We start from the raw sequence: 26097 nt of genomic DNA on the forward strand, positions 1-26097 counted from the left end.
CTTAGCCTCGTCTACTGCGTCTAACCCCGCAGTTCTCATCCGCCGTCTCCTAATGCTTCGGATGACGGCGGGGAACTCAGCGCTGTGTACAGAGCCTTCAGCCGTTCCAGGACTTCGTCGTAGCCAAGCACGGTCACGTTTGAAAGGCCTGCGCGGTATCGCAAGAAGGACTCCCGCTGCTGTGGATCGAGGCTAGATATGCGTCCGGTAATGACAGCCCCGCGCGGGTCATTCCACGGGTCGAGGTCGAGATCGGGGGTAAGACGTGACGCGAGGCTACTGGGGACGGCTGCCATTTGAGACTGCACCTGAGTGATCGGTCCGCTGAGATCAGTATGGGGTGGGTAAACGGCAGCGTGCGTTCCCTTGCCGCGGTATGGGGTCGAACTCATTAGGATGGCGCCTGGGGTCTTTATCTCGACGATAAGGACGGTACGCGTGACAGAGTTAGCGCAGAGGAAGTCTGTGATGCGTGCTCCACGTCCATTGATGTCCCCCGCTTGAACCGTGGCGTGCTGGTGTTCCACGACGATGGGCGTAGAGAAGATTAGCTGGAGTGCGAAGTGGTTCGCCTGGAAGAACTTCTGCCAATGAGCTTCATCGCGCGAGTGGGAGCCCTCAAGGTCCTTTTCGAACCGGTTGATTAAAGCTTCGAGTGTAACCAACTCGATGTCTTCGCGAAGTCGGACCAGCCGTTCGGGGGCCTCTTGAGCGATAGCTGGAGCAGCGGCCGTTATCTCATCAGCCAAGAGGGAGCGATCGGTGGCGTCGGTTACGTGTCCGGTTGACACCTCTTCCGTCAGCGCACGAATGACTGGATTCTTGGTGTATTTCGGTTGTACACGCTTCAGACCAAATAAATCAGCGATGGCGTTGTGAGAGTCGGCGTCAATCACCCGCCGTACGGCGGTTTGGCCCCTGCTACGACTGCGATCAACCGCAGTGCGGTAGTTGTCGAACCGCTCCAGGGACACCCGGAAGATCGTGCCTTCTGCGTTGGCGCCCTCCATGCCCGACGTCACGAAGCGCACGACTGTGCACTCGGTGTATTTCTCAATTCCGCGCACCAGGTCGGTGTAGTCGCGCTTGATGCTCAGGCCGAACTCGTAAATGGAGCTGAAGCTCTTGGGGAGACCGCGCACGTATAGCAGGCCGTACTGCCTGTGTTCTGCCGAATGGTTATGGGGGTCCCATCCGGGGCTTTCAATTTGTAGTTCAGTGACTCGTGCGAACTGATTTTCAAGCTGCCCGTGCTGGGTGGCCTTCGGAGAGAAGCGCAGCAGTTTCCGGACGCGGTCGAACCGCAGCACCTCGAAACTCTTTTCAGTCTTGTGCCGGGGAACACGCGTTAGAACCAATTCATCGCCGTCGTCGTGCTGCTCGATCACTCCGAGTCGGTCATCGAGCTCGATATCGTCGTCCCCATCCATGTCGAGGTCGTCGAAGTCGTCACCCTCCATGTCGAAGTCATGCTCGTCGAGACTCATGGGTTGGTCCCTCAAATGCTCCTCCAGAGATGTAGCGTGCCGCCCGGATGACGCGCGCTCAGGCAAGAGTCTGCCACCTCAATCCGTCAATCCGCGAACCTTCGACTGGCACATTTATTTGCCAGAGGCCTGTGCATCGGCCATGCGGCACACTCACCAGTCGATGTCGCTCAACGCTCGCTCCTGTTGTGGCGCACAGGGTAGATTGACCGCCAAGCATGTACAGCTGAAAAGGGGGCTTTCTGTGCAGTTGGTGGCGTACCTGGACGGTGAGCGGATCGACGCAACGGAAATGGCTCACGCCCCTTGGCGGGATCTGGTGAACGATCCGCTCTACGCGACCCTTGTGCTGCTGGAATGCGGACTGCGGGCAAGTAGAGTCACGCGCAAGGGCCGGCAGTTTTTCAAGCACTACCCCGAGGTCGAATGCGACATTGAACATAAGTCGGAGTCCGACCAGCATCTGGCGATGAAGCGGGCTTTGAAGGACAGGATCGACGCAGCGCCGGGCTGGCACGCGGAGGTGGAACACGCACACCCGGAACGGGCATGGATTGCCGACGTCATGGCTACTCATATCTCCGGCAAGAGGCTTGCATTCGAGGTCCAACTGTCGGCGCAGAGCGAGGATGAGTACATCTTTCGATCCGAGCGCTACTTGCATGATGGCGTCGGTCCCGTCTGGATAGTTCCCGACCACCTCGACTGGTTGCGCGTAAAGCTGCCGATGATCGTCACGGGCTTCGGGAAGAGCAGCCCACTACCCGCGATGCCGGCGGAACTCATGAACACGCTTACGTACCAGCCGCTGGCCTGCAACATGGCGCAGGTCGGCGTCGTCGTTGACCATGTCCTGCATCCGTCGTTTTACTGGGCGCATGGGACGCCAAGGCAGCAAAAAGAGGAACTTGTCCGCCAGGCAATGCAGCGGGCAAAGGATACAGCTGCCGCGGCCTTGAAAGCTAGCTCCGACGTCGAGGCAAAGCGGCTTGCCGATGAAGAGAGCGTCCGCCGGAATGCTGAGCGCGACGCATTGTTCGTGGAGCACGCCGCCGCCCCCGACATCAACGAGGCGCCAGCCGTTGCCGCCGGAATGAATATCTGGGCGAGCGTTGTCCAGTGCGTCGGGTCTGGCCATCCGATGCTGATCTGGCGATTGCTTGAGCCGCCGATTCGGATCGACCTCCGCCCTTACAGGCCGGGTCCGGAAAATTTCCCGCACGTCCGCGCGTCAGTGACCGCATGGTTGGAAGCTGAAGGCCGTGAACTGGCCGAGGCAGACATAGTGCGCCTTCAAGGTACCGAAAGCCGGCAGGGGTTCGCCTGTCCGGATTGCAGGGAGGTTATTCAGGGACGGTGGGTGGCCGAACTCCCACACGCGAAATGGGCCCTAATAGCGGCGGGCAGTGCCAGCCTCTCGAGCCGAATTCTGCCGGCCTTGGACGTGCATCACCGAAAGCAAGCAACCAGGGCGGGAGTAACAACGCAAAAGCCTCCTCCCGCGGGGCGACTTCAGTTTAGTTACGACGAGGCCGATCCCCGGTTCATCGGGCCAAAGCGCAAACCATTCTGGATATCGGAGGCCCGGGACGCAAAGGAGATTGCGGAGCGACAGGCGGCCAAAGACGCACTTACGGCTCTCCTCCAAGCGATTAGGGACAACCCGCGCTACCGCGCCAGCCCCAATGGGTTCCGCTTCGAATGCTTAGACTGCGGCGGAATGTTCGAGGACGACAAGGAAGGCATACACGCCCGCGGGGGCTGCCGCATTCCTGGTGCCCGGGCATTTAGCTAGGCGACAACTACAAAGGTGTCCTGCAAGCGGAGTCAGCAGGCCCCCGTAGAGTCAGTCCATGATCAACGAAGATGCACCGCTGCCCGATGACATTTTCGCGAAATTGCCAGGTTCCTCCGCAGTGCTGAACCACGAAGTATCAGTGGATAGCGACCGCTGGAAACGCGAGCTTACCGCACGTGAGCTACCACCCGCTCAGGGAAAACTCGCAGGCGCTGGACGTACATCTGAGACGCGGAAGGAAGTGTCCGACCTTGGCGATCAGACCCCGACAGTCGAAAACGCCTTCCAGTTGCTCTACTACTCGCTAGCCTGGGGTTGCGTACACGTGCCCCGGCTCCACCAGCGACTAGACGGACTAAACGCTCACCAAAAGAAGGCAGGACAACGTCTCGTAACAGCCTGGACATTGGTTCAAGACGGGGCACCTCCACGAGGCCTACCGCACCCTGACCACCGACAAAGGCGCTGGACGAATCCCCAAATTTGGACCCGCACTTTCGACCAAATTTTTCTACTTCGCCCAAGGTAGTGCGGTCCACCCACAACACGTCATCCTCGATCGGGTCGTCTCAAAAAATCTTCGTTCGGACGCGTGGCCGCAGGCGCCCACTGCAGGTTGGTGGCCAGAGACATACGACCGATACTGCGGGCTGCTTGGGCGTTGGGCCGAGCAAGCAAGCGAACGGCTCAACGGAAGACGGAGCGTCCGAGCCGACGAGATAGAGCTAACCCTCTTCAGGCGCCATCGGTCGAGTACTTAGAGGCAACACTGGACTTCCAGCACCATGCTTGGAGGCAGCCTCTCCGCCTGGCCTAACTGTCCAATCAGACATAGACAAGGAACCATCAACGGGCCGATGCATGAATAGAACGAACGATAGCGAGCTGGAGGGGCAGACTTCGATCAAGGAATTCCTTGAGGGAGCGGTCGGCGTCGCCTTTGTCCAGATGGTATTGCCTCTCCATGTTCAGCTCGCAGAAGGGGCAATAGGCGTTTGTAGTCTCAATGCAGGTCTTCGATAAACCGCAGCGCGATACTATTTTGATGCTGACTGCAGTGAATATCTGGACGCGATTTCAGTACTTCTCGCAACGCTAGGTTTCCGACAATGGAGCCTATTCAGAAAAAAGAACCTGACGTTGCTTCCGAGATGTAGATCTATGCTGCAACCCAGCACCTTTCATTTTCCCGTCAGGGATGCGGAAGGAGGGGAACTTTGACCGCGGAAGGCCTGATAGTCGCGGCAGGTTCGTACGGTCGACCCACTTAATCGGAAAGCTGCCCCACATGGATTGTGAATCTGTGGTGCAAGCTTGCAGAAAGTGAGGTCATCGAGGTCAAAAACAAGAGGCTGATGCTCGTGAAGGACCTACCTCTTCAACAGTCCAAGTGTTGCGGCTGCAGCGCTCGTAGGCCGATCAATAAATGGAAGCACTTGCTGGAAGAATGCCCTGCACGAAAGACATTGGATGAGTTAGAGCGGACGCGCCTCGAAACGGTCGAAGTCATCGCTTCAGAAGCACTTTCGTAGGATGGAGCACGAGAAGGAGCGGGAGCCATGGCCGGTCCGCCTACATCCGCCGCTGCCGGAACATCGGGAACGACTTTCGGACCCGGTCCACCGTTTCCAGCGAACCTCAACCGCCCGCGCCCCGGGCTCCAGCCCCAGGTCAGCCTCAACCACCCCCATCGGGTCCACGGACACGGGCGGGGCCTGGCACACCCCCGCCACGTACACGCTGTTCTCGATCGCCCGGGCCGCGTTCAGCGCCAGCCACTGCTCCGCCTTGTGGCTTCCCGGCACCCAGGACGAGCAGACCAGCAGGACTTGCGCGCCGGCGTCGGCCAGCGATCTGGCCAGCTCCGGGAACCGCAGGTCGTAGCAGGTCATCAGCCCGAACCTCACTCCCCCGTGCTCGAACACCACCGGGGCCGTGGACGGGCCGGGCTTGATGAATGTGGATTCCCCTGCGCGTCGAAAAGGTGGATCTTCCGGTAGAAAGCCAGCCGGCCGCCGTCGGGCCCGAACGCCACCAGCGTGTTGTAGGCTCTGCCCGGCTCGTCCGAGGTTTCCACCACGCCCGCCACCAGCGCGATGACATGGCTTCGGGCGATGTCAGCCAGTTCCCGGCAGACGGGGCCGTCCAGCGGCTCGGCCACCGCGGGAAACGTCACGTCCACCTTCTTCTTCTCATAGGTGGCGTACTCCGGGAAGGCAACCAGCGCGGCGCCGTCGGCCGCTGCCTCGGCAGCGAACCGGTGTATCCGGCCAGGTTGGCACGGATGTCAGCGCCCGACTCCAGCTGCGGCTTTATTCTCAGGCAGCACCAACTGAGAGGAGCAGCTACGGAGCATCTACGAGCTCGCCTCCGATTGCCAAGGCCTCAACAAACTCCTGCCGTACATCACTCATTGACTTGTCTCCCTCGACATCGACGAGCCAGAACCACCAACCAGCCTCTGACTGGGATCCCGTGATAGCTCTCGCTGCCGCGCTTAGAGTGTCGTAACGGCGGTCGCCGACGTACAGTGATCCATCTTCGCTGACCTGGCATGGCTTCCCCCGGTGGGCCTGGACTCGCGCAAAAAGCGATTGACCCGGATGAATTAGGCCTGCGCTGACCAAGTCCGCGACTTCCACGCGAGGAGTGGCACGTTCGACAGAGGCTGCTATTTTGCCGCTGTGTCCTACCGGTACGGGCCAAATCTCGAGAATGTCGTCGATCATGCGCTCTGTTCGTTCCGTGATGAAGTCTTCAGTCCAGCCGTGCACGCCGAGCTCTACCACTTCCCGGGTCAAAAGAAGAGAGGTGTTCTTACGTAGCTCTGCGTGCTTACCTTTGGCTCCCTGCCACGGCCCATTGGAGACCCTGCTGTTGAGGGACTGAGTAAGGAGCGTTAGGTTGCCGAGCGTTTGAACCAAGGCGTCGCGCTGTCTGGAGCGGTCTTCCCCATCGGCTCCTGGCCAGTTGAGTGACCATTCTTGAGGCATGATGTGTTCTATCGTCGTTGTGCCTCGAATGACGGGCTGTTCGTGCATTGGCCGCTGAGTAGTCCAACCGCGTCGATAGTCTTCGATTGCTTCGAGGAGCATCCGCAAACGTCCGCGCCGAAAGCGCTTGTAGATGGGCATGTCTGTAAGTTCACGGCGAACTTCAACATCTCCGGGCCAATAATCGTTGGGACCGTCCTGCTGCAGAAAGTATTTTTCAGTGAAGTCACCAACAGTTTCACGTGGCTTCTGGCTTAGATAATTGAGCAAGTCAACGAAGATCCGGTTGTATGCCTTCGTGCTGGCACGAACACACGTCCTCCGGATAAGCCAACTCTCAACCGTCGCCAAGCATTTCTCCCGCTGTTCGGATGGAACAGTCGCCCGATCCGGATCCTCAAGCCAGAGGACTAGAGGCTTTACCACCTCGGATTCGAGCGTCGAGGTGCGGTAAATGAAGAGCTCGAGCCGACTAAGGATGTTGGTGGAACTCCATGCTCTTTCGGTGAACGAGCGATAGATCTCTGCGTTCCTCCTAATTTTGGGCAACAACGCATCAATCGGTTCGTTGCTGTCCGCCACATGACGTTTGAATTGCCCAAAGACCTCCTTCGCCGTCACATCCTTTAAGGACTGCGCAATAAGCCATTGATTCAGGAAAAGCGAGCTCCGACTGTATGTGACGCGGCCAGATGCAATTTCCGTTTCCCAGAATGGAGTCTCAAATGCCTCCCAATAGTCGTGATATGCCTTTTCCGCTTGGGTCGGTGCTACATCGAGTCGCTGAAAGACGAAGTTTTTGATTAGGTCAGCTGCGGTGAGGGGTGTACCACGAGCGTTCAGAGTCTCAAATATCTCCTGCGCATCCTCGTCCGCCTGAAGCTCGATGACAACAATTTGAAGCTGATTGCTGACTGTTTCAACGAGCGCGTGTGCACGCTTCTCTTTGTCAGGACCTGCCAGCCATTCTTCGGCCGACCTAGAGAAAAATTGGTGGGCGGCGACCATTCGGGTGCCGGCGTTGGTCAATTTTCCATGTTCAAAAGGTGCAACCGCCGACATCACCTCGTTAAAGGCGGGACGGTCACGGTTGGTTGGCCATACCTTGAACCGGTCCTCTGGGTGACCGGTGAAGTGCTCGGGGTTCTCGACCAGGTCCTGAACTTGCCGAGCGATACTTTCAAAACCTACAAGGCGTACTTGTTCATATACGGCACTCAGCATGAGCTGCATTGTCGTTAGTCGCTGCTGCCCGTCAATGATCGTACGAATGGGGAGCGTTCCAATCGAACCCATCTGCTGCTGCATCACGACTGCCCCTAAAAAGTGCGGCGCTTGCAGCTCAAAGTTGCACCGCCGCTCAGCGAGCCTTTGAACGTCGTCCCATAGTGGAGCCCACTGCCCTTCCTTGCTCCAGACGTAAGGGCGCTGGAATAACGGGACCATCAGCCGCTGTGGCTGGTAGAAGACGTCACGAGGTGTCTTAACCTGTGTAATCACGCGCGGTGTCCTTTCATGGCATGTATGTCGTGCAGCGGCATGGGGTCGAGTCTAAATGCACCGGCTAGTCTTCTGGATCACATCACCTTTATGTCGTCGCGCCTGTGTGTGGCTAGCATGAGCACCAGACTGACAATAGGCGATTCGCATGTGATCAAGAGGACTCTCTCCATGGCTGTTGCAGCTGCTCCTAATTGCCGCGTTAGCCCTTCTGGTAGCTCAAGGACATTCGGCCCCCCATCTAAAAGCCAGGAGTGCCCGAAAAACCTGAGGCAGTCGTGCGACAACACCCTTGGACTCATTCCAACTCCATGAAACGAGTGCCCCTTCCAACCGGGAAAAGACCGCTAACTAACGTTCAGCAGGCAACGCCGCAGGCTGAGAAAGTGAGTTCATCAATTCCTTCGCATTTGACGTCAATTTTTCCTGCAAGTAATTTATGCGCGCAGAGCCGCGGTGCCGCAAGCGTGGATCACAGTTCAAACAAGACGGTTTTTATGCTTAGCTGAATCATCCTGAGGCAGTGAACTCCCCTTCGGGAACAACCGGAGATCATAAAGCCGAACCATACTCTCCACACGAAGACCACCGGGCTGTTGGACGGGCGGGACTTGAATGAAGTCACTTGCCCAACCCCTACGCGTATAAACGGTGAATCTCCCGATGGAAGCCAGCCGGCCGCCGTCGGGACCGAAAGGCACCAGGGCGTTGTAGACCCTGCCCTTCTCATCACCTGTTTCCCCCTCGGCACTATCGCAATTGTGGCGCTTGGCAGGTGCGAGCGAGATCCACCGTCCCCGGTGTCTACCATGAGGTATGGATCCTGCCCTTCTCGCAGCCGTCATCACTGCCTCCGGCGCCTGCGTAGCTTCCACCATTGCCGCTTTCATTAGCTGGACAACCCAGCGTGGCCAGGCCAGAAATGGCCGCGAACTTATTCAGCTGAAGAACGAACTTGAGACGGACACCCGGAATCAGGAACGGGAGATAAGTGCGCGGGCCAAATTGGACAATTTGCGGGAGCCCTTGTTAGCGGCAGCAAGGGACCTGCAGCAACGAATCTGGAATATCCGGAAGAATGAGTTCACCTTGTACATCAGGAATGGAGACACCCATCGGGGTGAAGTGGCACTCCTCGGGACTTTATACAGGTTCGCCAAATATTGGGCGCTGCAAGAATTGCTGCATAGCCAAGACAACCTACTTCGCTTTGAGTCTGACGCCGACACTCACGATGTCGTTGAGCTGATCGATAGCATCAGACGCACGTTCGCATCTGATAGTACGGGCGGGCCTCATCTCATTTTTTGGCGGGAAGAACAGCGTGCGGTGGCTGAGTTGATGGCCGACTCCAGCGCTCCGCTTCCCTCCATTACTGGCTTCGCTACATTCAGGATCCGCTATATGGAAGACGCTCGAAGGGAGCAGCCACAAGATCTTGCCCTTTGGTTTAAAGATTTTGCTCGTGATCTTCAATTCCCAGCCATCACTGAAAGTGACCGCTTGAGGCTTCTTGACGAACGCCTCTCGGCTTTGGTGAGGCTGCTGGAAAACGGTAGGAACATTGCGCCGAACCAGTGAACGCTCCCGAAAATCGTCTATTGCCGAGGTCAGCCGCGTCCTGTCGCTAGCCTAAAGATCGCGGATTCAACTTGAACTGCGGTAAGACCATACTTCTTGCCCCAACAGCCCAGTAAGTCCAAGTACGCGGCGTAGGATGCCGTCTTTGCCCGGTCGAACTTCAGTGGCGTTTCCTCGTTCAGCCAATCCGTGATCGTGTCGTCCAGAATGGGTGCGGCAGCAGGGTCGTCAGGCCCAGCCATTGCAGACGAAAAGTAGAGCCACTTGGTGAAGTACGAAGATCCCAGATGCTTGATGTGGCCGCCGTTGTTCATCAGCCTGAACGCCTCAACCGCGCCCTCTTTGCGGACTATCTCGGCCCCCGCCTGCAAACGCTCGCTAACCGACGGCAGCACAGGCTCTTCAACAGCCCGTTTTTCACCGATACCTGTCAATACCCACCTTGTTCGAAGGGCTCCTAGGCCAGACGTGGTACCCCAACCCCAGACCATGGCAGGAACAAAAGCGCTCAGCACGCCCCGCTTGAAGTTCATCCTGAACTACCCGGCCAATCAGCTTGCGATCGACACGGTCAGGTAGCCGCTTTAGCGTCTCGAGTACCTCCGGCAAATCGTGCATCTGCAACTGCCACGACTCTCGACCCCATGGAAAGGAGGCCTGCGGAACTTGTTCGGCGCTTAAAGAGGGTTCAAGGGCAGCAGGAACGTCTATGGTCATAAGGCCATGGTGCCCTATCGAGATCGGAGCGCGTGTCAGCGCCACGAGTAGCGCCTCTCCATTGCAGACACTTCTAACTTGCGTTTCGGCGTTCCGTAATGCCTGCTGGCGGAGAATCAGTCCCGCTGCACTTGACGAATACCAGTGGCATCAGAGGTTCAGGTAGCCCAGCCAGCCTTACAACCTGCGCTGCCGGAACATGGGGAATGACTCCCGCACCCGGTCCACCGTCTCCAGCGAAACCTCCACCGCCCGCACTTCGGGTTCCAGCCCAAGGTCGGCCTCGACAACCCCCATCGGGTCCACCAGCACGCTCCGGCCCACGGACACCGGGGGTGCCTGGCACACCCCCGCAACGTAAACGCTGTTCTCGATAGCACGGGCGGCGTTCAGCGCCAGCCACTGCTCCGTCTTGTGCTCGCCCGGCACCCAGGACGAGCAGACAAGCAAAACCTGCGCGCCGCCGTCGGCCAGGGACCTGGCAAGCTCCGGGAACCGCAGGTCGTAGCAGGTCATCAGCCCGAACCGCACTCCCCCGTGTTCGAACACCACCGGCTCGGTGGACGGTCCGGGCTTGATGAACTCGGACTCCCCAAAGCCCTGCGCGTCGAAAAGGTGGATCTTCCGGTAGGAAGCCAGCCGGCCGCCGTCGGGCCCGAACGACACCAGCGTGTTGTACGCCCTGCCCGGCTCGTCCGAGGTTTCCACCACGCCCGCCACCAGCGCGATGCGGTGGCGGCGGGCAATGGTGGCGAGTTCCCGGCAGACGGGCCCGTCCAGCGGCTCGGCCACCGACGGGAACGTTGCGTCCACCTTCTTCTTCTCGTACGTGGCGTACTCCGGGAAGGCGACCAGCGCGGCGCCGTCGCGCGCTGCCTCGGCGGCGAACCGGTCGATCGCGGCGAGGTTGGCCCGGATGTCGGCGCCCGACTCCAGCTGCCCCAGCGCTATCCTCACGGCTGTTCCTTCCCTTGGCCCGCCGGCCAAACTACCAAAGCTGGCAGGGTCAGGCGGCCGCCTCGACCGTCGCCTTTTCCGTGGCCGTCATCTCCGGCGGCGAGGCCTTGAACCCGTGCGTGATCAGAGCCAGGACCACCACGCCCAGCACCAGCCAGGACACCCCCAGCGTAATGGCGTTGCTGTCCAGCCGGGAGAGCAGGTACGCGCAGATGAAGGCGCCGATCACCGGGACCACCACGTAGGACACCGGGTTCAGCTGCTGCCCGGCCCGGCGCTGGCGCACGTAGTGGAACACCACCGAGGCGTTCACCAGCGTGAAGGCGGTGAAGGCACCAAAATTGATGAACGACGTCGACGTTGCCACGTCCAGGAAGATCGCGATCAAGCCCACGATCCCGGTGACCACCAGGTTCGCCACCGGGGTGTGGAACTTCTCGCTGAGCCGGCCGAAGACCGCCTTGGGCAGGACGGAGTCGCGGCCCATCGCGTACAGAAGGCGGGAGGCGCTGGCCTGCGCGGCGAGGCCGGAGGCGAACTGCGCCACCACCAGGCCGGCCAGGAACACGGCGCCGAACAGCTGCCCGCCGATCTGCAGGGCGATGGAGCTGGCCGCCGAAGCCGAGTCCTCGAACACACCGCCGGGGTGGACCAGCTGGGTCACGTACGACACCGCCACGAAGATGCCGCCGCCGATCAGGGCCACGAGCATGATGGCGCGCGGCACCGTCCGGCGGGGGTTGATGGTTTCCTCGGTGAGGGTGGTGACGGCGTCGAACCCCAGGAACGAGTACGCGGCGATGGCCGCCCCGGCGGAAATGGTGGCGAAGCTGGCGGTGTTATTGAGGAACGGCTGCCCGCTGGCCAGTCCCCCGGCGCCGTTGGCGGACACCACGCTGCCGATGGCCAGCGCCACAAAGAACACGAGGACCAGCAGCTGGAACGCCATCAGCACGTAGTTGGCCTTGTCCGCCACCTTGATGCCCAGGATGTTCAGCAGCGTCGTGATCACGATGAAGCCCACGATCCAGACGCCGATGGGGATGCCGGGGAACTGGGCGCTCAGGTAGGAGCCGCCGATGAGCCAGATGACCATGGGCAGGAACAGGTAGTCCAGCAGCACGGCCCAACCCACCAGGAACCCCACCCGGGAATCGATGGACCGGCGGACGTAGGTGTAGGCGGAGCCGGCCACGGGGTGGGCGATGGCCATCCGGCCGTAGCTGTGTGCGGTGAACAGCATGGCCACGAGCGCCACGAGGTATGCGGCGGGCGCGGCGCCGCCGGTGGTTTCGGCGATGATGCCGAAGATCCCCAGGACGATGATGGGGGTCAGGTACGCCAGCCCGAACAGGACCAGCGAGGGTAGCTTCAGCGTGCGGGTGAGGGTTGTTGTCACGGTGTTTCCTTACGGCTTGTAGGACGGCGGTGTCCAGGTGGCCGGGTTGATCCGGCCTTGGTAGACGGAAAGTTCGACGGCGGGCTCCCCCTCGCGGAACTGCGACCAGGGGCGGTTGAGGTTCTCCGTGCCGTGCGTGCGGACACGCTCGACGGCGGCAAGGTCCAGTTCCGCGGCGAGCAGCAGCGGTTGGTCGTCGGGTGCCTCGGCGAGGGTGTTGCCTTCCGGGTCGACGATGATGCTTCTGCCCTGGCCGGTGGGGCCGGCGCAGTTGACGCTGACCATAAAGACCTGGTTGACGATGGCGTTGGCCTTGGCGAGGATCAGTTCCTGCTTGCGGTCCGGGGTGGTGGTCTTGACGACGTTGAGGATCACGTCGGCGCCCATCCAGGCGAGCTGGCGGGACACCTCCGGATACCAGGCGTCGTAGCAGATGTTCAGGCCCACCCTGCCGATGCTCGGCAGGTCCACGGTGGTGAACTTGTCGCCGGGGTCGTAGGGCTCGAACGGGCGCCAGGGGAAGATCTTCCGGTAGTAGCCGGCGAGCTCCCCTTCCGGGGAGAGGACCAGCTGGGTGTTGAAGAGCTGGCCTTCCGGGCCGCGTTCGCAGACGCTGCCGGGAACCAGCCAGATGTTGAGGTCTTTCGCGAGCTGTTTGAGCTCTTTGACCCGTGGTCCGTCCAGCGGTTCGGCGGACGCCTGGAGCATTTCGGTGCGCTGCAGGTCCGGGTTGTCGTCGCCGAAAAGGTGCAGTTCGGGGAAGACGACCAGCTTGCTGTGCGGCTGGGCTTCGAGGGCTTCTTTGACCTCGTCGGCGAAGGCCGAGACAGGTTCGCCGATGAGCCGCGGCCGGGCCTGGGCAGCGATAAGGGGAAGGATGCGTTGCATGGGTTTTTCTCCGCGTTGGGGTGTGATCCGGGTTATATTAGATCAGAATGATCCAATAAAGGGAAGGGGCCCGACGTGGGCCGTAAAGTAGCGGATATGACCCATCAGCTGGAGGACACCGTCGAGCCCGCGCGCCTCGGTGCCGGAGTGCGCGGCATGGAGCGCCGGAGTGCGATGGACGCGGTGCGGATGCGGATCGGGATGGCGATTTCGCTCGGGCTGCTGAAGCCGGGCGAGCGGCTGCCGGACCAGGAGGACGTGGCACTGGGTCTGTCGGTCAGCCCGATTACAGCGCGGCGAGCGTTGGCGAGCCTCGCGGAGCAGGGCGTGGTGGTGCGCCGGCGCGGGCGTGCCGGGGGAACGTTCGTGGCGGACTCGCCGCCTTCGGATGTTTTGGCGGAACTCTCGGCGTCACCGGCAGAGTCCCAGGCCGTGAACCGGCTGGTGGACCGGCGGCTGCTGTTCGAGTGCGCGGTCACCCACTATGCGGCGGTCAACGCAACGACTGAACAGCTGGACGAGCTGGAGCGGCTGACCGGGGCCATGGCAGAGGCCACTGACTGGTCCGCCTACCATCAGGCCGACGAGCGGTTCCATCAATTGGTGGGAACGGCGTCAGGAATGGGTAGCGCCGTCGAGGTCTATCAAGAGACTCTCGCCGAGCTCTATGACTACTTCATTCCCTACCCCATCGAGAAGCTGCACAAGTCCAACCACGACCACATCGCGCTGGCGGCAGCCCTCCGCGCCGGTCGCGTTGAGGAAGCCGTAGAGGTCGCCCGGAAGCACGTGGACATCCTCCACCGGACCATGTTTATGGGGCTGGCGGTGGGCGGACGGCCGTAGTCCCCGGGGGAAGAATGAAGTAACTTCTAGCGCTTGGCCTGCCTTATGCGTCAGAGGGTCCCCCGAGCCTCGCTTTAGAAAGCAAGTATGTACGGCAGGATTGAACCGTGGACGACTTCATAATCAGCGCTGAAGAAGCCGCTGCCAATATCGGGATGAATCCGAAAATGTTACGACAAAGGCTTCGTGATGAACGGCCTCCAGGCGCCCGACAGTTCCCTCCGCAGCGTGGAGGAAACTGGTTTCTCAGCCCGATTTACGTAGAACAACTGGCCACCGAGCGGGGACGGCGTATTCCGAAACCGCCGGCACCTCCCGCTATCCCACCCGTCCCAACCCATCTGCCGACAGTTGAACAGCCCAGTCTTCGCCCTGTTCCCGTCCGTGCAGTCGCCAACCCCAGTCATGGAACGTGGTCCGAGTGGATCCCCTCTGACGATGCCCTTAAAGTCGCGCCGCCATTCCCCGGCGTTTACATGTTCCGGATTGCAACGGAACCTCATCGCGGCCCTGTATACATAGGCATGGCAGGAGAAAGGAAGGGCAATGGGCTCCGTGGCCGGCTGGCAATCTACGCAAGCGGCAAGGGAGCCGGCTCCGGGTTGGGAGAGCATGCTTTCGACAGGGCATTGGAAGACCCGAAGTGGCTCCAAGCACGGCTGGACGAAGCTCATGCAGGCACTCCCATGAGGGCGAAGGAAGCAGCGCGTTCAGCGATTGACCATGCAGGACTGGAAGTTCGCTGGCAGACGCTTGAGACCAGAGCCCAGGCCCTTCAGGTGGAAGCTCAACTGATCAACGAATACAAGCATCAGCTCTGGAACCGCTGACGTGCACGTTCAGCTATTCAGGATAGCGAGATCGCGTCGACAGCCCGGATACGCAGTTCGGTCCAGGCCGTCGCTCTCCTTCGTCGCGGGTTTACCAGCGGCGGCTCACTCTTGATCCACCGGTCTTCCGGCGCGTTCCGTCAGCCAAATAGCGTGATCCATATGCGTGACAGTTTTTCCTAGTTTCGTTATGTCATGAGCCTTAGTGACTACAGTTCTCGCCAGCTTTGGCTTGACTACAAGCCCTAGGTTTTCAGCATCTGCCACCCGCTGAACGGCGCGGACGATCCATGTATCCGGCTTCGTGTCGGGATAGCCGAGCAACATCCCGAAGTAGTTGTGGGTGACAGGGCCCAATCCGTGAACTGTAAGGTAAGCACTTCTGTGGGAAGGGTTCAGATGGTCGTACTGTTCGTGGGTATAGACCTCAGCACCGACAAGCTTTTCAGCTGCCTCCAGCACTGCTGACGCTTTCGTCCTTCCATTGGTCACCCCATTGCCCAGGATGTCTTGGAGCTCCGACTCAGACAGTTTGAGTAACTCCCGGAGGTCTGAACGTGCCAGCACATGTTTGCCATGGAAGGCCAGCAACCGCGGGAGGAGACCCTTGCCCCGTTTTGTCCTATATTGCGTTTGCTTGGAATAGACGGCATCGAGTAGGGCCATACCGATTTGCCCTTCCCAGCCATTTCGGTAGATTTCGAACCGCTCCCCAGGGATCTGTTTGACATCGTGCACGAACGCGTCGACGAGAGCATCCATGATCAGGCCGAGACAGGAACGTTTACCGTGGCTGGGGCAACCTTCCGGTTGAACTCGTGCTGCACGATTGCTGGGCCGATGGTACCGAGAAGGAGTATCAACCAAAACGCGGCGTGACGCCCGAGGCCTCGACTCGTGAAGACTTCGACTCCCACGGAGTACTTCCATAGCCAAACGATGTTGGCAATAGGCACGATCAGCAACCAAGCGGTGGGGATTTCCGTGCCGTACTTATTCATTTCGTTCTTCGTCTTGACACTCCAAACCAAGGAGTAGATACCGAAAGTGACGAGAGGCAAAAGTAGCGGCGCTGCGATGCTGCGATATTTCATAATTCTCCTAGGTACGTTTCATGGAACTTCGGAGTCATAACTTCGGCGCAACACAGCGTCGTAGATTTCCCCCGAATGAACGTATCCGAGCCCCCATGGCGGACGGCCAACCTGCGCCAATCTTGAGGTGATCCTGCGGGAAACGTCATATCCGCGAGCCGCCGTGACTTTTTCCTGCAGGGACTAGCAACCGCTCCGTCTGCTCCTCAGCCCCGAAGCCCGGAGAAGTTTGCATTCAACTCCCCCTTCGGCGCATATATTTGGCGCCTGTCATTATGTCAGCCGCAACTTCTACCTCCACTAGGGCGGAAGTTGGTGGGATATGCTTCCTCCAGTTGTGACAGAAGTTACGTGGGGGCATATATGAATTCCAAGACACCGCTGAAGTTCGGGGCCACGCTGGTGGAGTTGATCCGGGCCAGGCACCCGATCCTTCTCGTCGAGACCCACGAAGGTGACAGGGTAGTCGCTGCAGCGGAAGCCGTCGCCGTCAGCCCAGACATACGTCGTCAGCGGAGGGTCATCACTTACACCGTTTCGAGGGGACTGCACGCCCCCGGTCAAACGACGGGAAAGCCCACCGCTCCCGACGCTGCCCTGGCAGAAGCGATAAAGACTCAAGAGCCGACCATCTTCGTCTTCTTCGATTTGCACCACTTCCTAGGATCGCAGGGACGCCCAGCCGAGCCCACCATGGTGCGTGCAGTACAGGACGCAGCGACTGCGTTTCGCACGGGAGAGGTCCCGCATACCCTCATCATCGTTTCTCCGGGCATGACACTTCCGCCTGACCTGGAAAAGGAAGTCACTGTTGTTGACCTTCCTTTACCTACAGCAGGGGAAATCGAGGGTGTTCTCGATGAGATAGTCAACGCGAACGCGGCATCGATCGTCGTTGATCTGAGCACGGATGAACGTCAGAGGCTCATCCAAGCAGCACAGGGCCTCACGCTTGGCGAGGCAGAAAATGCCTTTGCACGCGCCATCGCTTCGGACCGTCGACTGGACGCTTCTGACATCGCTCTGGTCCTTGACGAAAAGCGCCAGACCATCAGGAAATCAGGACTGCTGGAGTTCATCACGCCTGAAGGGTCGATGAACGACGTCGGAGGCTTGGAAAATCTGAAGAAATGGCTGGAAAAGCGGAACGGCTCGTGGCTGCCCGAAGCCCAGCGCTGGTCCATCCCGGCGCCGAAAGGTGTCCTCATCACCGGCATCCCCGGCTGCGGCAAGAGCCTGACCGCGACATGCATGGCGACGCTCTGGGGTCTGCCCCTACTCCGCCTAGATGTCGGCCGAGTCTTCTCCGGCCTCGTAGGATCCAGCGAGCAGAATATGCGGGGAGCGCTCAGGCTGGCTGAGGCTGTCTCGCCGTCCATCTTGTGGATAGATGAAATTGAAAAGGGTTTTGGTTCCAGCGGCAGTGGTGACTCGGGCACCAGCCAGCGGGTCTTCGGTACATTTTTGACCTGGATGCAGGAGAAAAAGAATCCGGTCTTTGTCATCGCCACCGCGAATAAGATCGATACCCTTCCGCCGGAGTTCCTCCGTAAGGGCCGCTTCGACGAGATCTTCTTCGTGGACTTGCCAACCAGAGAGGAACGCGTCCACATCTGGCGCATCCAGCTTGAGAGGAGACTCACCGCCGGGTCTGCGGCGAGTGGTGATTTCGAGATCAACAGCGACTCCCTGGGCTTCCTTGCTGAACATACAGAAGGTTTCTCAGGTGCAGAAATTGCCGAAGCGGCCGTCAGTGCCTGCTTCGAGGCTTATTCAGAACGCCGGCGGTTGAACGAAAAAGACCTCCGCCGGGCGATCACCAACACTGTCCCTTTGTCGGTCACCCAAGCCGAGCAGATCAAGGGAGTCCGAGATTGGGCTTCACAGCGTGCCGTGGCAGCAACGTCGACGAGTTCCAGGGGTGATTACTCCACCAGCGGGTCAGCAGCGCCAGCAGACGTTAACTCTTGGCGTGGTGGTCGGCAGATTGACTTCGGGGACTAGGCCATGAGTCTCGAAGTCCTCCTCATCCCCCTTGGGATTGCCGCCATCGCCGCTATCCGCGAAGCGCGTAGCACTGATCTCTGCGAGAAGTGCAAGACCACTCGGATCAAGGACCAGCAACTGCTGCACGACGCGCTCCTTGCAATGGGCGCCACCAGCCTCAGCGTCGCAGAAGGGCGCATTACCGGCGACAGCCCTTACGGCCGGATCACTTTTCAACGGATCGGTGAACTGTTCCTCGGGCGTGTCGATCGCGCCGACGACCAGGTCACTGACAAAATGCTGGCTGCCTTGGACATGACCGTTGGTGCCGTGCTGCAGCAAAGAACGATCGCTTCCTTGCACGCCCGGGCCGCGGAGATGGGGATGACCTTGGTCTCCCAGACGGCAGCAAACGGAGAAGTTCAACTCGTTTTCGAACAGGCCACATGATGCAAAAGAAGACCATAACTATTACAGTTTCAGCCTCCGGATCCATCACTGCTGAGGCCAATGGTCCCGGCCCAGCCTGCGTAGATGAGCTGGCAGCGATTCAGGCCCTCCTGCCCGACGCGGTCATTGCGGATTCACGCCTGACACCTGCCTACTTTCAACCCGCCACACAAATAGTGGCTAATCACCAACTTCAGCATGAGGGGGACAACGGACGATGACGCCCGAAGAAAAACTGTGTTCACGAAGATGGCGGTTGCGGAACAGTGCCGGAGTCTTGTGGACTATCCTCTCCTTCGGCTTCCTTACAGGCGTGGGAATTCTCATCCGCGGGGTGAAAGCCAAGAACAAGCTGTGGATCCAAATGGGCATTGGGTTCCTCGTCCTGGGAGTCGGCCTCATGGTGGCGACCGGAACGTATGACTCCGGCACAAAGGAAGCACCCATCCGTTCCACGGCGAGCACCGTCTGGGGATGGATATGGTTCCTCACCTTCATCGGTGGACTCGTGGCAACCTTCTTCACCAACCGGAAATGGCTGGTGTGGAAAGCGCACGCTGGCGACACCAAGTGGTATGCCCAAGCCGGCAGTTCCGCACCCTCGATTAGTACCAACCCTGCCGCAGGCTACGATCCCAACGCCGCGTCCGCCGCATTCAGGTCGGTCGTTCCTCCACCTCCGGCACCTCCTGTGCAATATGCTCCGCCGGCCCAAACTTTTTCGGGTCATAGTGCCCAGTCGGCCGCCATTGACGTGAATGCGGCAGCCACCCACGACTTCGTTGCTGCCCTCGGAATCGATCACGCCGTTGCCGAACGTATCGTGCAGGCGCGTCAAAGCCAAGGACGGTTCACCTCCTTCGAGCAACTCATGGCCAGGGCCCAGGTACAACCGCACCTTCTCATTCCACACCGTCACAGGCTTGTCTTCGGTAACCCAAACAGTGGGGCCATGCCGGCCCCCGACCAGCCACAGCCATCGCGGCGCAGCGCGAATCAAGCAGCCCGTAGACTCGACCTTTGACCAGGGAAGCTCTGCGCATCGCGCGAGTCCTTCATGGGACGACAGCCGAAGGCCCTGGGCTGCGCACAGCCGTCTGGTTCCAGGGATGCAGCATCCGCTGCACGGGCTGCATAAATCCGCATCTTTTCAGCCCGAGCGGCGGAAGCGACATGACGGTCAGCGACATCGTTCTGGGTGCCCTAGCCGGGAGAGTCGAGGGCCTCACGCTCATCGGAGGTGAGCCCTTTGACCAGCCTTTCGCTGGGGCGAAGCTTGCCCGAGAAGCGCAGGAACGGGGGCTAGGTGTCATAGCATTCTCCGGCTACGAGTACGAGACGCTGCGTGACAAGGACGAAGACACGAAGAGGTTCCTTGCCGGAATTGATCTGCTCGTCGACGGCCCCTATCAAGCGTGGAACCAGGAAACAGACCGAGCATTGGTCGGTTCCACCAATCAACGCTTCATCCACATCTCCGAGCGGTATAGCTCCTATCGGCCTGAAATTGCCGCCAATCGTGTTGACATACGTGTCCTGCCTGATGGCTCAGTCGAGGTTGCCGGTTTTCTGGACACGAACAGTTTGCAGAACCTGGCCGAGGCCACCGGAACGAGCAGGAAGGCGCGGAGAACTCCCGCTCTGTAACGGCACGACACGAGAGCCGACAACCGCATTGCGAAGGGCGCGCCCGGCCAAAGCCGGACGCGCCCTTCGTGTGCCCTGAACCCCCAATTGGTCAGGGCACGTGGTTCAGTCGATGAGGACCGGCTGCTTGTCACCCTCCGAAGATTCGACACCCGGCCGAGCATCGCGCTTCCGCTGGTTCAGCCAGTTCGCCACAGCCAGGAGCGCCACGAGTCCGAAGGTGCTCAGGAGCTGGGGACGGGAATCCTCGCCTATGAAGCCCACGGTGAAGATCGCCGCGAGGATGAGCAGGCCAAAGCATGTGAGCCACGGGAAGCCAGGCATACGCAAGGGAAGCTCTGTTCCCTCACGGTCGGCACGGAGGCGCAGCGCGAGCTGGGCCAGGAGCGCAGACGTCCAAACCAGCAGGCAGGTCGAGCCAACAATATTGAGCAGAACGCCAAGGACCATCTCGGGGAACGCCAGCTCCAGCACCACCGTGACAACGCCGAACGCGACGCTGGCCAGGACTGCGACAACCGGGACCCGCGCCTTGGACACCGAGGCAAGCAACCGTGGTGCTTCACCCCGCTCCGCAAGGGAGTACGCCATCCGTGAGGCACCGTAGAGGTTGGCGTTGAGCGCGGAAAGCAGTGCCGCGACGGCCACCAAAGTGATGGCAGTGGCCGCACCGGGCATCCCGGCGGCTTCCAACACCGCGGCGAACGGGCTCTTCAGCCCCTCCGAACCCACCGGGACCACAGCCGCGATAATGAAGATGGCACCGATGTAGAACACCAGGATGCGCCACAGCACCGTCCTGACTGCTTTCTTCACACTGCGGGCCGGCTCGGCGGTCTCAGCTGCCGCCACGGACACAATCTCGGTTCCGCCAAACGCGAACGCCACCACGAAGAGCGCCGTGGCAATACCGGCGAAGCCGCTCGGCGCGAAGCCGTCGCCCATGAAGTTGGACAGGCCCGGCGACTGGACGCCCGGCAACCAGCCGAAGAGCAAGGCAGCGCCCACCGCCAGGAACGCGACAATTGCCGCCACCTTGAGCAGGGCGAACCAGAACTCGAACTCGCCGAAGTTCTTCACACTGGTCAGGTTCACGGCGGTAAGCACCACGATGAACACAAAGGCCATCAGCCATACCGGCAGGGCCGGGAAGATGGTGGCCAGCAGGCCTGCCGCACCGAGCGCTTCGGCCGCGATGACCACCACCAGCTGAATCCACCACAGCCAGCCGACGGTGGCGCCGGCCACCGGCCCGTACGCTTTGGCGGTGTAGACGGAGAAGGCGCCGCTGTCCGGGTTGGCGGCCGCCATCTCACCGAGGGCCCACATCACCAAGATGATGAGCGTGCCGGCCACAAGGTAGGAGACCAGCACGGCCGGACCAGCCGCCTGAATACCCGCGCCGGAGCCGATGAAGAGACCCGCGCCGATGGCGCTTCCGAGGCCCATCATTGTGAGCTGGCGTGGTTTGAGGGCCGCACCGAGGGCGCGGGCAGACGTCTTTGTCTGTTGTTCCATGGGGATTCCTCTAGTTAGTAGGTGGAACGGATTGGGGTTGAGGTTCAATGAGTTTCAGGACGGGTGGGCTTCGAGGAGCCGGAGCACGCGGTCGTTGGAAGCGGCGTCAGCAACGGTGATCCGCACGCCGTCGCCCTGGTACGCCCGGACCAGGATGCCGGCGCCGTCGAACGCCTCCATCAGCCGCGTCCGGAGCTCATCGTCGGCACGGATCCACAGGAAATTGCCCTGGCTCGGCTCCAGCTTCCAGCCCCGGGCTGCCAGCTCCCGAGACATCCGTGCACGCTCCTGCTTGACGACGGCGACGCGCGCCTCCATCTCCTCCCCCGCGTCCAGCGACGCAATCGCCGCCTTCTGGGCCAGCGCGCTCACCGAGAAGGGAAGCGCGGTCCGGCGCAGCCCCTCAGCGATGTCCGGCGCCGCCACGGCATAGCCCACGCGCAGGCCGGCCAGTCCGTAGGCCTTCGAGAAGGTCCGCAGGACGCAGACGTTCGGGTACTCGCGGTAGAGCGCGAGGGAATCGGGGCCGCTGCCCGCCTCGGCGTACTCCACGTAGGCCTCGTCGATCACCACGAGGACGTCGGAGCGGACGGCGCGCAGGAAAACCTCGATGCGGTCATGGCCGATCGGGACGCCGGTGGGATTGTTGGGGGTGCAGAGCAGGATCACCTTGGTGCGCTCGGTGACCGCCGCCGCCATGGCATCGAGGTCGTGGCCCTCCAGGTGGTCTAGCGGGACGCGGACCGGCCGGGCGCCCGCAAGCTCCACCAGGATGGGGTAGGCCTCGAACGAGCGCCACGCGAAGATCACTTCATCCCCGGCGTCGCACAATCCGGTGATGATCTGCTGGAGGACACCCACGCTGCCGGGTCCCACCGCCACCTCTCCGGCGGTGACGCCGAGGTGGGTGGCAAGCCGTCCGCGGAGTTCGACGGCGGCCGAGTCCGGGTAGCGGTTCATGGCACCGACCGCTGCGGCCACCGCAGCCGTGGCTGCGGGCAGGGGCTCGTAGTGGCTTTCGTTGCTGGCGAGGGCTGCGATGTCCATGCCGGCGCTGCGCCGGCCCGGGACGTAAGACGGAAGGCCGGTCACCGCGTCACGAAGGGTGGGGCGCGCAGTGTCCGGTGCAGTCCGGGATTGAGTGAGGGTCATGAGCACCGATCATGATTGTGATCCGGCCCACATTGCAAGATACCCTCATGCCATTGGGACTTCTGCTCAACTTCTAGTAGCTCTGGTGAAAATATGACCATCTCGAATGCTCGCACCCTCGATTCGCTCGACGGCCGGATCATCCTGGCCCTCGACAAGAACCCCGAAGCCAGCGCCCTGGCACTTTCCCGGACACTCGGCGTCGCACGCAACACCGTCCATGCCCGGCTGGCACGGCTGGAGCGCAGCGGCGCACTCCGCTCCTTCAGCCGGCGGCTGGACCCCGCAGCGCTCGGCTACGAGCTCATGGCCTTCCTCTCCCTGGAAATCAGCCAGACGCGGTTCGGCTCCGTGGAGAGCGGCCTCGCAGCGATCCCGGAAGTCATCGAGGTGCACGCCACCACCGGCGACGCGGACCTCATGGCCAAGGTGGTGGCCCGCGGCACCGCCGACCTCTACCGCATCACCAACCAGATCCTGGAAATCGACGGGATCCAGCGGACCAGCACCGCCATCTCCGTCATGGAACTCATGCCGCCCCGGTACGACGGGCTCATCAGCCGCCTGTCCGAGCAGGAAGGCCGGCCCTCCGACTAGAAACAGGTGACGCTGGCCACAACTTGGGCAGATTGTCACTTGCTGCTTCTTCTACTGCCAAAAGTCCCAGCAGTATCGAGCGGTATTGCAAACGTGAGACGCAGGCCACACGATTCCTGCATGACTTCACTTACCGTCTCCGGCCGTGTGGCACAGGTTCTCAGCAGCTACCTCAGCGATGTCTTCGGCGTTATGGGCAACGGAAACGTCTACTTCCTGGACGCCGCCGAAAAGCTGGGCCTCCGCTTTTCCCCGGTCCGCCACGAAGGCGCCGCCATCGCTGCGGCCGACGCCTACTACCGCACGTCGGGACGGCTCGCAGCGGGAACCACCACCTACGGCCCCGGCTACACCAATGCCCTCACCGCCCTCGCCGAGGCGGTCCAGGCGCAGATCCCCGTCGTGCTGGTTACCGGCGACGCCCCGAGCAGCGGCGCCCGTCCGCAGGACGTGGACCAGGCGGCAATCGCCGCCGGCCTCGGCGCTGCCACCTTCACCGTCACCCGCGACGCCGCCGACTCCATCACACAGCAGGCGGTGCAGTACGCACTCACCCAGCGCACCGCCGTCGTCATTGCCATCCCCTACGACCTCGCGGCACTCGAGGCTGAGGATGAGGAACTTCCGCCGGCGGCCACACCCCAGGCAACGCACGACGGCGGCACCGACCTTGGGCAGGTAGCCCGCCTGCTCGCCGAGGCCAAGCGGCCGCTGATCCTCGCCGGCCGCGGCGCGCACCTCGCCGGCGCCGGCCCGGAACTCCGCGAACTCGCCGACCGGCTCGGCGCACTAACCGCCGGAACCGCCCTCGCGCTCAACCTCCTCAATGGCGAGGGGTACCTGGGCGTGGCGGGCGGTTTCGGCACTGACTCCGCGGCGGGCCTCATGGGTGAAGCCGACGTGGTTCTGGTGGCAGGGGCGAGCCTGAGCCCCTTCACGATGCGGTTCGGGCACCTGCTCGGGCCGGACAGCACCGTCATCCAGATCGACACCGCCCTCCAGCCGACCAACCAGCGGGTGGACCTCTTCGTCAGCGCGGACGTGAAGTCCGCCGCGGACCGTCTCCTGTCATTGCTCGATAATGAGGCTGCGGCGGAGGGCTGGCGGGCGGAAGCCCTCCGGCGCGTGGCCTCAGGACCCGGCCACGATGCCGGCGCCGAGGTGACCGAGGACGGCCGGCTCGATCCGCGCTCCCTCGCCACGGCGCTGGATGCCGTGCTGCCGGAGCGCCGCACAGTGGTGCAGGACGGCGGGCACTTCATCGGCTGGGCACCCATGTATTGGAACATCCCGCGGCCGCAGGACCTGGTGATGGTGGGAACCGCGTTCCAGTCCATCGGGCTGGGTCTTGCGAGCGCCGTCGGGGCAGCCCGTGCGTTGGAGGACGGCCGCACCCTGGTGCTGGCGTCCGGCGACGGTGGCTTCCTGATGGGCCTGTCCGACCTCGAATCGCTAATTGGTACGGCAAGCAGCGCCGTCGTCGTGATCTACAACGATGCCGCCTACGGCGCCGAAATTCACCAGTACGGTTCGCAGGGCCTGACCGAAAAGCCGATGCTGATCCCCGAGGTGGACTTCAGCGGCATCGCCCGGGCTTTGGGTGCCGAGGCGGCAGTGATCCGAACGCTGTCCGACCTGGCCGCCCTGAAGGACTGGATCGACGCCGGCGCACGGGGAACCTTCGTGGCCGACTGCCGGATCACGTCAAGCGTACGGGCCCCGTGGCTGAGCGAGTGGATGGCGGCTTCGCAGGCGGCGAAGGCTGCCGTGGCGGGATAGCTCAATGCCTCGCCTCAGTTCCAGCGGTATTGCTTTGAGACAGGAGTGCCGTGGATACCTTTGACGGCATCCACGGCACTTGTTTTTGGCTTGGTTTGGCCTATTTATCGCAGCCGATACCGTCGCCGTCCCTATCCAAGTGCTTACCGTAGCCGGGCGTTCCGGCGTAAACCGGGGCTGCACCTGCTGCTCGGGCTGCAGTGCAGTTGGCGAACGGAGCGGCGGCGGGGGCTGGTGCCGGTACGGCGGGGGCCGGTGCAACAGGTGCCGGTGCCGCAGGTGCCGGCGCGGCGGGTACCTGGGGGGCGGGCTTTGCTGCCGCATCCCGGGCCGCCTGCTCTGCAGCAGCTTGCGCAGCTGCAGCTTGTTCCGCTGCAGCCTTCTCAGCGGCGGCCTTCGCCGCAGCTGCTGCTTCTGCTGCGGCTTTTTCAGCCACTGCCTTGTCGGCGGCAACTTTCTCAGCCGCCAGAACATCAAGGGACTTGACGCCCAGCCTAACCACGGAGCCTTTATCCGCGCTCTTGCCTTCCGTGGGGTCCTGGGAAATCACCTGCCAGTTCTTTGGCGCCATGATCGTTTTGCCGTCGACAATGTCCACTGCCTCGACCTCGAATGCAAGATCTTCCAGCTGCTGTGTAGCCTTATCCAGGGTCATGCCCACCACACCGGGCACCGTCACCGACACTGCAGCCGTCTCCACAGCTGTAGCTGCAGCGGCGGGCTCTACTTCTGCTTGCTTGCCGCCACATCCCGTCAGCATCAGGCCGGCCAGAACGGCCAGCGCCAGTGATTTCTTCAGGTTTCCAATTTTTTTCATTTTTTCCCCATAGGAATGTTGTTGTGTTGTTGATGCATGTAAGTGCAGGCCCCCGAAAAGC

General features: G+C 61.4%; 22 protein-coding genes and 3 pseudogenes. 13 read left to right on the plus strand and 12 right to left on the minus strand.

Annotated elements, in window-relative coordinates; translation table 11 throughout:
• Positions 1 to 35: 35 nt before the first annotated feature.
• Positions 36 to 1487, minus strand: a complete 1452-nt coding sequence (locus tag AC5RVN_RS08505) for a Shedu anti-phage system protein SduA domain-containing protein (RefSeq protein WP_494137632.1) — start codon at positions 1485 to 1487, stop codon at positions 36 to 38.
• Between the two features lie 163 nt (positions 1488 to 1650).
• Here AC5RVN_RS08505 and AC5RVN_RS08510 point away from each other — a divergent pair, with 163 nt between their 5' ends.
• The 4 genes and pseudogenes from AC5RVN_RS08510 to AC5RVN_RS08525 all read left to right on the plus strand — a co-directional run.
• On the plus strand, positions 1651 to 3282 hold the full coding sequence (locus AC5RVN_RS08510) for a competence protein CoiA family protein (protein ID WP_494137633.1): 1632 nt from the start codon (positions 1651 to 1653) through the stop codon (positions 3280 to 3282).
• A 58-nt stretch (positions 3283 to 3340) separates the two neighbouring features.
• Entirely contained in the window at positions 3341 to 3814 is a 474-nt protein-coding gene (locus AC5RVN_RS08515) for an 8-oxoguanine DNA glycosylase OGG fold protein (protein ID WP_494137634.1), read from the plus strand.
• A pseudogene (locus AC5RVN_RS08520) lies at positions 3714 to 4046 on the plus strand (8-oxoguanine DNA glycosylase OGG fold protein); the annotation flags it as partial. The gene AC5RVN_RS08515 and the pseudogene AC5RVN_RS08520, both read left to right, overlap by 101 nt.
• 622 nt (positions 4047 to 4668) lie before the next feature.
• Positions 4669 to 4764, plus strand: a pseudogene (locus tag AC5RVN_RS08525) (DUF4357 domain-containing protein); the annotation flags it as partial.
• A 35-nt stretch (positions 4765 to 4799) separates the two neighbouring features.
• Here AC5RVN_RS08525 and AC5RVN_RS08530 read toward each other — a convergent pair.
• Both AC5RVN_RS08530 and AC5RVN_RS08535 read right to left on the minus strand, forming a co-directional pair.
• Positions 4800 to 5551: pseudogene (locus AC5RVN_RS08530) on the minus strand (nitrilase-related carbon-nitrogen hydrolase).
• A gap of 79 nt (positions 5552 to 5630) precedes the next feature.
• Positions 5631 to 7778 carry a GmrSD restriction endonuclease domain-containing protein gene (locus tag AC5RVN_RS08535; RefSeq protein ID WP_494137635.1) on the minus strand — a complete coding sequence of 716 codons (2148 nt, stop codon included), beginning with the start codon at positions 7776 to 7778 and terminating at the stop codon, positions 5631 to 5633.
• A gap of 816 nt (positions 7779 to 8594) precedes the next feature.
• On the opposite strand from AC5RVN_RS08535, the gene AC5RVN_RS08540 reads away from it, so the two are divergent.
• The gene (locus tag AC5RVN_RS08540; protein ID WP_494137636.1) at positions 8595 to 9359 is read left to right on the plus strand and encodes a hypothetical protein; all 765 of its coding nucleotides are present in this window, start codon (positions 8595 to 8597) and stop codon (positions 9357 to 9359) included.
• A gap of 29 nt (positions 9360 to 9388) precedes the next feature.
• On the opposite strand, the gene AC5RVN_RS08545 is transcribed toward AC5RVN_RS08540, so the two are convergent.
• From AC5RVN_RS08545 to AC5RVN_RS08560, 4 genes are all read right to left on the minus strand, one after another.
• Positions 9389 to 9892, minus strand: a complete 504-nt coding sequence (locus AC5RVN_RS08545) for an 8-oxoguanine DNA glycosylase OGG fold protein (protein WP_494137637.1) — start codon at positions 9890 to 9892, stop codon at positions 9389 to 9391.
• 361 nt (positions 9893 to 10253) lie between these two features.
• A complete protein-coding gene (locus AC5RVN_RS08550; RefSeq protein ID WP_494137638.1) occupies positions 10254 to 11033 on the minus strand; it encodes a carbon-nitrogen hydrolase family protein in 780 nt (259 codons plus the stop codon).
• Between the two features lie 49 nt (positions 11034 to 11082).
• Positions 11083 to 12432, minus strand: a complete 1350-nt coding sequence (locus AC5RVN_RS08555) for an APC family permease (protein ID WP_494137639.1) — start codon at positions 12430 to 12432, stop codon at positions 11083 to 11085.
• A gap of 9 nt (positions 12433 to 12441) precedes the next feature.
• Complete coding sequence (locus tag AC5RVN_RS08560; RefSeq protein WP_494137640.1) at positions 12442 to 13320, minus strand: carbon-nitrogen hydrolase family protein; 879 nt, start codon at positions 13318 to 13320, stop codon at positions 12442 to 12444.
• Positions 13321 to 13416: 96 nt separating this feature from the next.
• Here AC5RVN_RS08560 and AC5RVN_RS08565 point away from each other — a divergent pair, with 96 nt between their 5' ends.
• The gene (locus tag AC5RVN_RS08565) at positions 13417 to 14166 is read left to right on the plus strand and encodes a FadR/GntR family transcriptional regulator (protein ID WP_494137641.1); all 750 of its coding nucleotides are present in this window, start codon (positions 13417 to 13419) and stop codon (positions 14164 to 14166) included.
• 107 nt (positions 14167 to 14273) lie between these two features.
• Complete coding sequence (locus tag AC5RVN_RS08570; RefSeq protein WP_494137642.1) at positions 14274 to 14996, plus strand: hypothetical protein; 723 nt, start codon at positions 14274 to 14276, stop codon at positions 14994 to 14996.
• 105 nt (positions 14997 to 15101) lie between these two features.
• On the opposite strand, the gene AC5RVN_RS08575 is transcribed toward AC5RVN_RS08570, so the two are convergent.
• Together AC5RVN_RS08575 and AC5RVN_RS08580 are read right to left on the minus strand one after the other, a co-directional pair.
• Complete coding sequence (locus AC5RVN_RS08575) at positions 15102 to 15758, minus strand: DUF8548 family protein (RefSeq protein WP_494137643.1); 657 nt, start codon at positions 15756 to 15758, stop codon at positions 15102 to 15104.
• Between the two features lie 2 nt (positions 15759 to 15760).
• Positions 15761 to 16090 carry a DUF4234 domain-containing protein gene (locus tag AC5RVN_RS08580; protein WP_494137644.1) on the minus strand — a complete coding sequence of 110 codons (330 nt, stop codon included), beginning with the start codon at positions 16088 to 16090 and terminating at the stop codon, positions 15761 to 15763.
• A gap of 363 nt (positions 16091 to 16453) precedes the next feature.
• Here AC5RVN_RS08580 and AC5RVN_RS08585 point away from each other — a divergent pair, with 363 nt between their 5' ends.
• From AC5RVN_RS08585 to AC5RVN_RS08600, 4 genes are all read left to right on the plus strand, one after another.
• A complete protein-coding gene (locus tag AC5RVN_RS08585) occupies positions 16454 to 18094 on the plus strand; it encodes an AAA family ATPase (protein ID WP_494137645.1) in 1641 nt (546 codons plus the stop codon).
• A 3-nt stretch (positions 18095 to 18097) separates the two neighbouring features.
• Positions 18098 to 18526: a hypothetical protein gene (locus tag AC5RVN_RS08590; RefSeq protein WP_494137646.1), complete on the plus strand. Its 429-nt coding sequence runs from the start codon at positions 18098 to 18100 to the stop codon at positions 18524 to 18526.
• A 217-nt stretch (positions 18527 to 18743) separates the two neighbouring features.
• Entirely contained in the window at positions 18744 to 19550 is an 807-nt protein-coding gene (locus AC5RVN_RS08595; protein ID WP_494137647.1) for a ComEA family DNA-binding protein, read from the plus strand.
• Complete coding sequence (locus AC5RVN_RS08600) at positions 19547 to 20173, plus strand: 4Fe-4S single cluster domain-containing protein (RefSeq protein WP_494137648.1); 627 nt, start codon at positions 19547 to 19549, stop codon at positions 20171 to 20173. The genes AC5RVN_RS08595 and AC5RVN_RS08600 overlap by 4 nt, the downstream gene beginning before the upstream one ends.
• Positions 20174 to 20278: 105 nt before the next feature.
• Here the strand turns inward: AC5RVN_RS08600 and AC5RVN_RS08605 are convergent, their stop codons facing one another.
• Both AC5RVN_RS08605 and hisC read right to left on the minus strand, forming a co-directional pair.
• Positions 20279 to 21691 carry an amino acid permease gene (locus tag AC5RVN_RS08605; RefSeq protein WP_494137649.1) on the minus strand — a complete coding sequence of 471 codons (1413 nt, stop codon included), beginning with the start codon at positions 21689 to 21691 and terminating at the stop codon, positions 20279 to 20281.
• A 54-nt stretch (positions 21692 to 21745) separates the two neighbouring features.
• A complete protein-coding gene (gene hisC / locus AC5RVN_RS08610) occupies positions 21746 to 22843 on the minus strand; it encodes a histidinol-phosphate transaminase (RefSeq protein ID WP_494137650.1) in 1098 nt (365 codons plus the stop codon).
• Positions 22844 to 22936: 93 nt separating this feature from the next.
• Here hisC and AC5RVN_RS08615 point away from each other — a divergent pair, with 93 nt between their 5' ends.
• Both AC5RVN_RS08615 and AC5RVN_RS08620 read left to right on the plus strand, forming a co-directional pair.
• A complete protein-coding gene (locus AC5RVN_RS08615) occupies positions 22937 to 23440 on the plus strand; it encodes an Lrp/AsnC family transcriptional regulator (protein ID WP_494137651.1) in 504 nt (167 codons plus the stop codon).
• 120 nt (positions 23441 to 23560) lie between these two features.
• A complete protein-coding gene (locus AC5RVN_RS08620) occupies positions 23561 to 25219 on the plus strand; it encodes a thiamine pyrophosphate-binding protein (protein WP_494137652.1) in 1659 nt (552 codons plus the stop codon).
• 100 nt (positions 25220 to 25319) lie between these two features.
• On the opposite strand, the gene AC5RVN_RS08625 is transcribed toward AC5RVN_RS08620, so the two are convergent.
• A complete protein-coding gene (locus tag AC5RVN_RS08625) occupies positions 25320 to 26036 on the minus strand; it encodes an excalibur calcium-binding domain-containing protein (protein ID WP_494137653.1) in 717 nt (238 codons plus the stop codon).
• Positions 26037 to 26097: the final 61 nt, after the last annotated feature.

This window comes from Arthrobacter sp. sptzw32, from assembly GCF_059089735.1.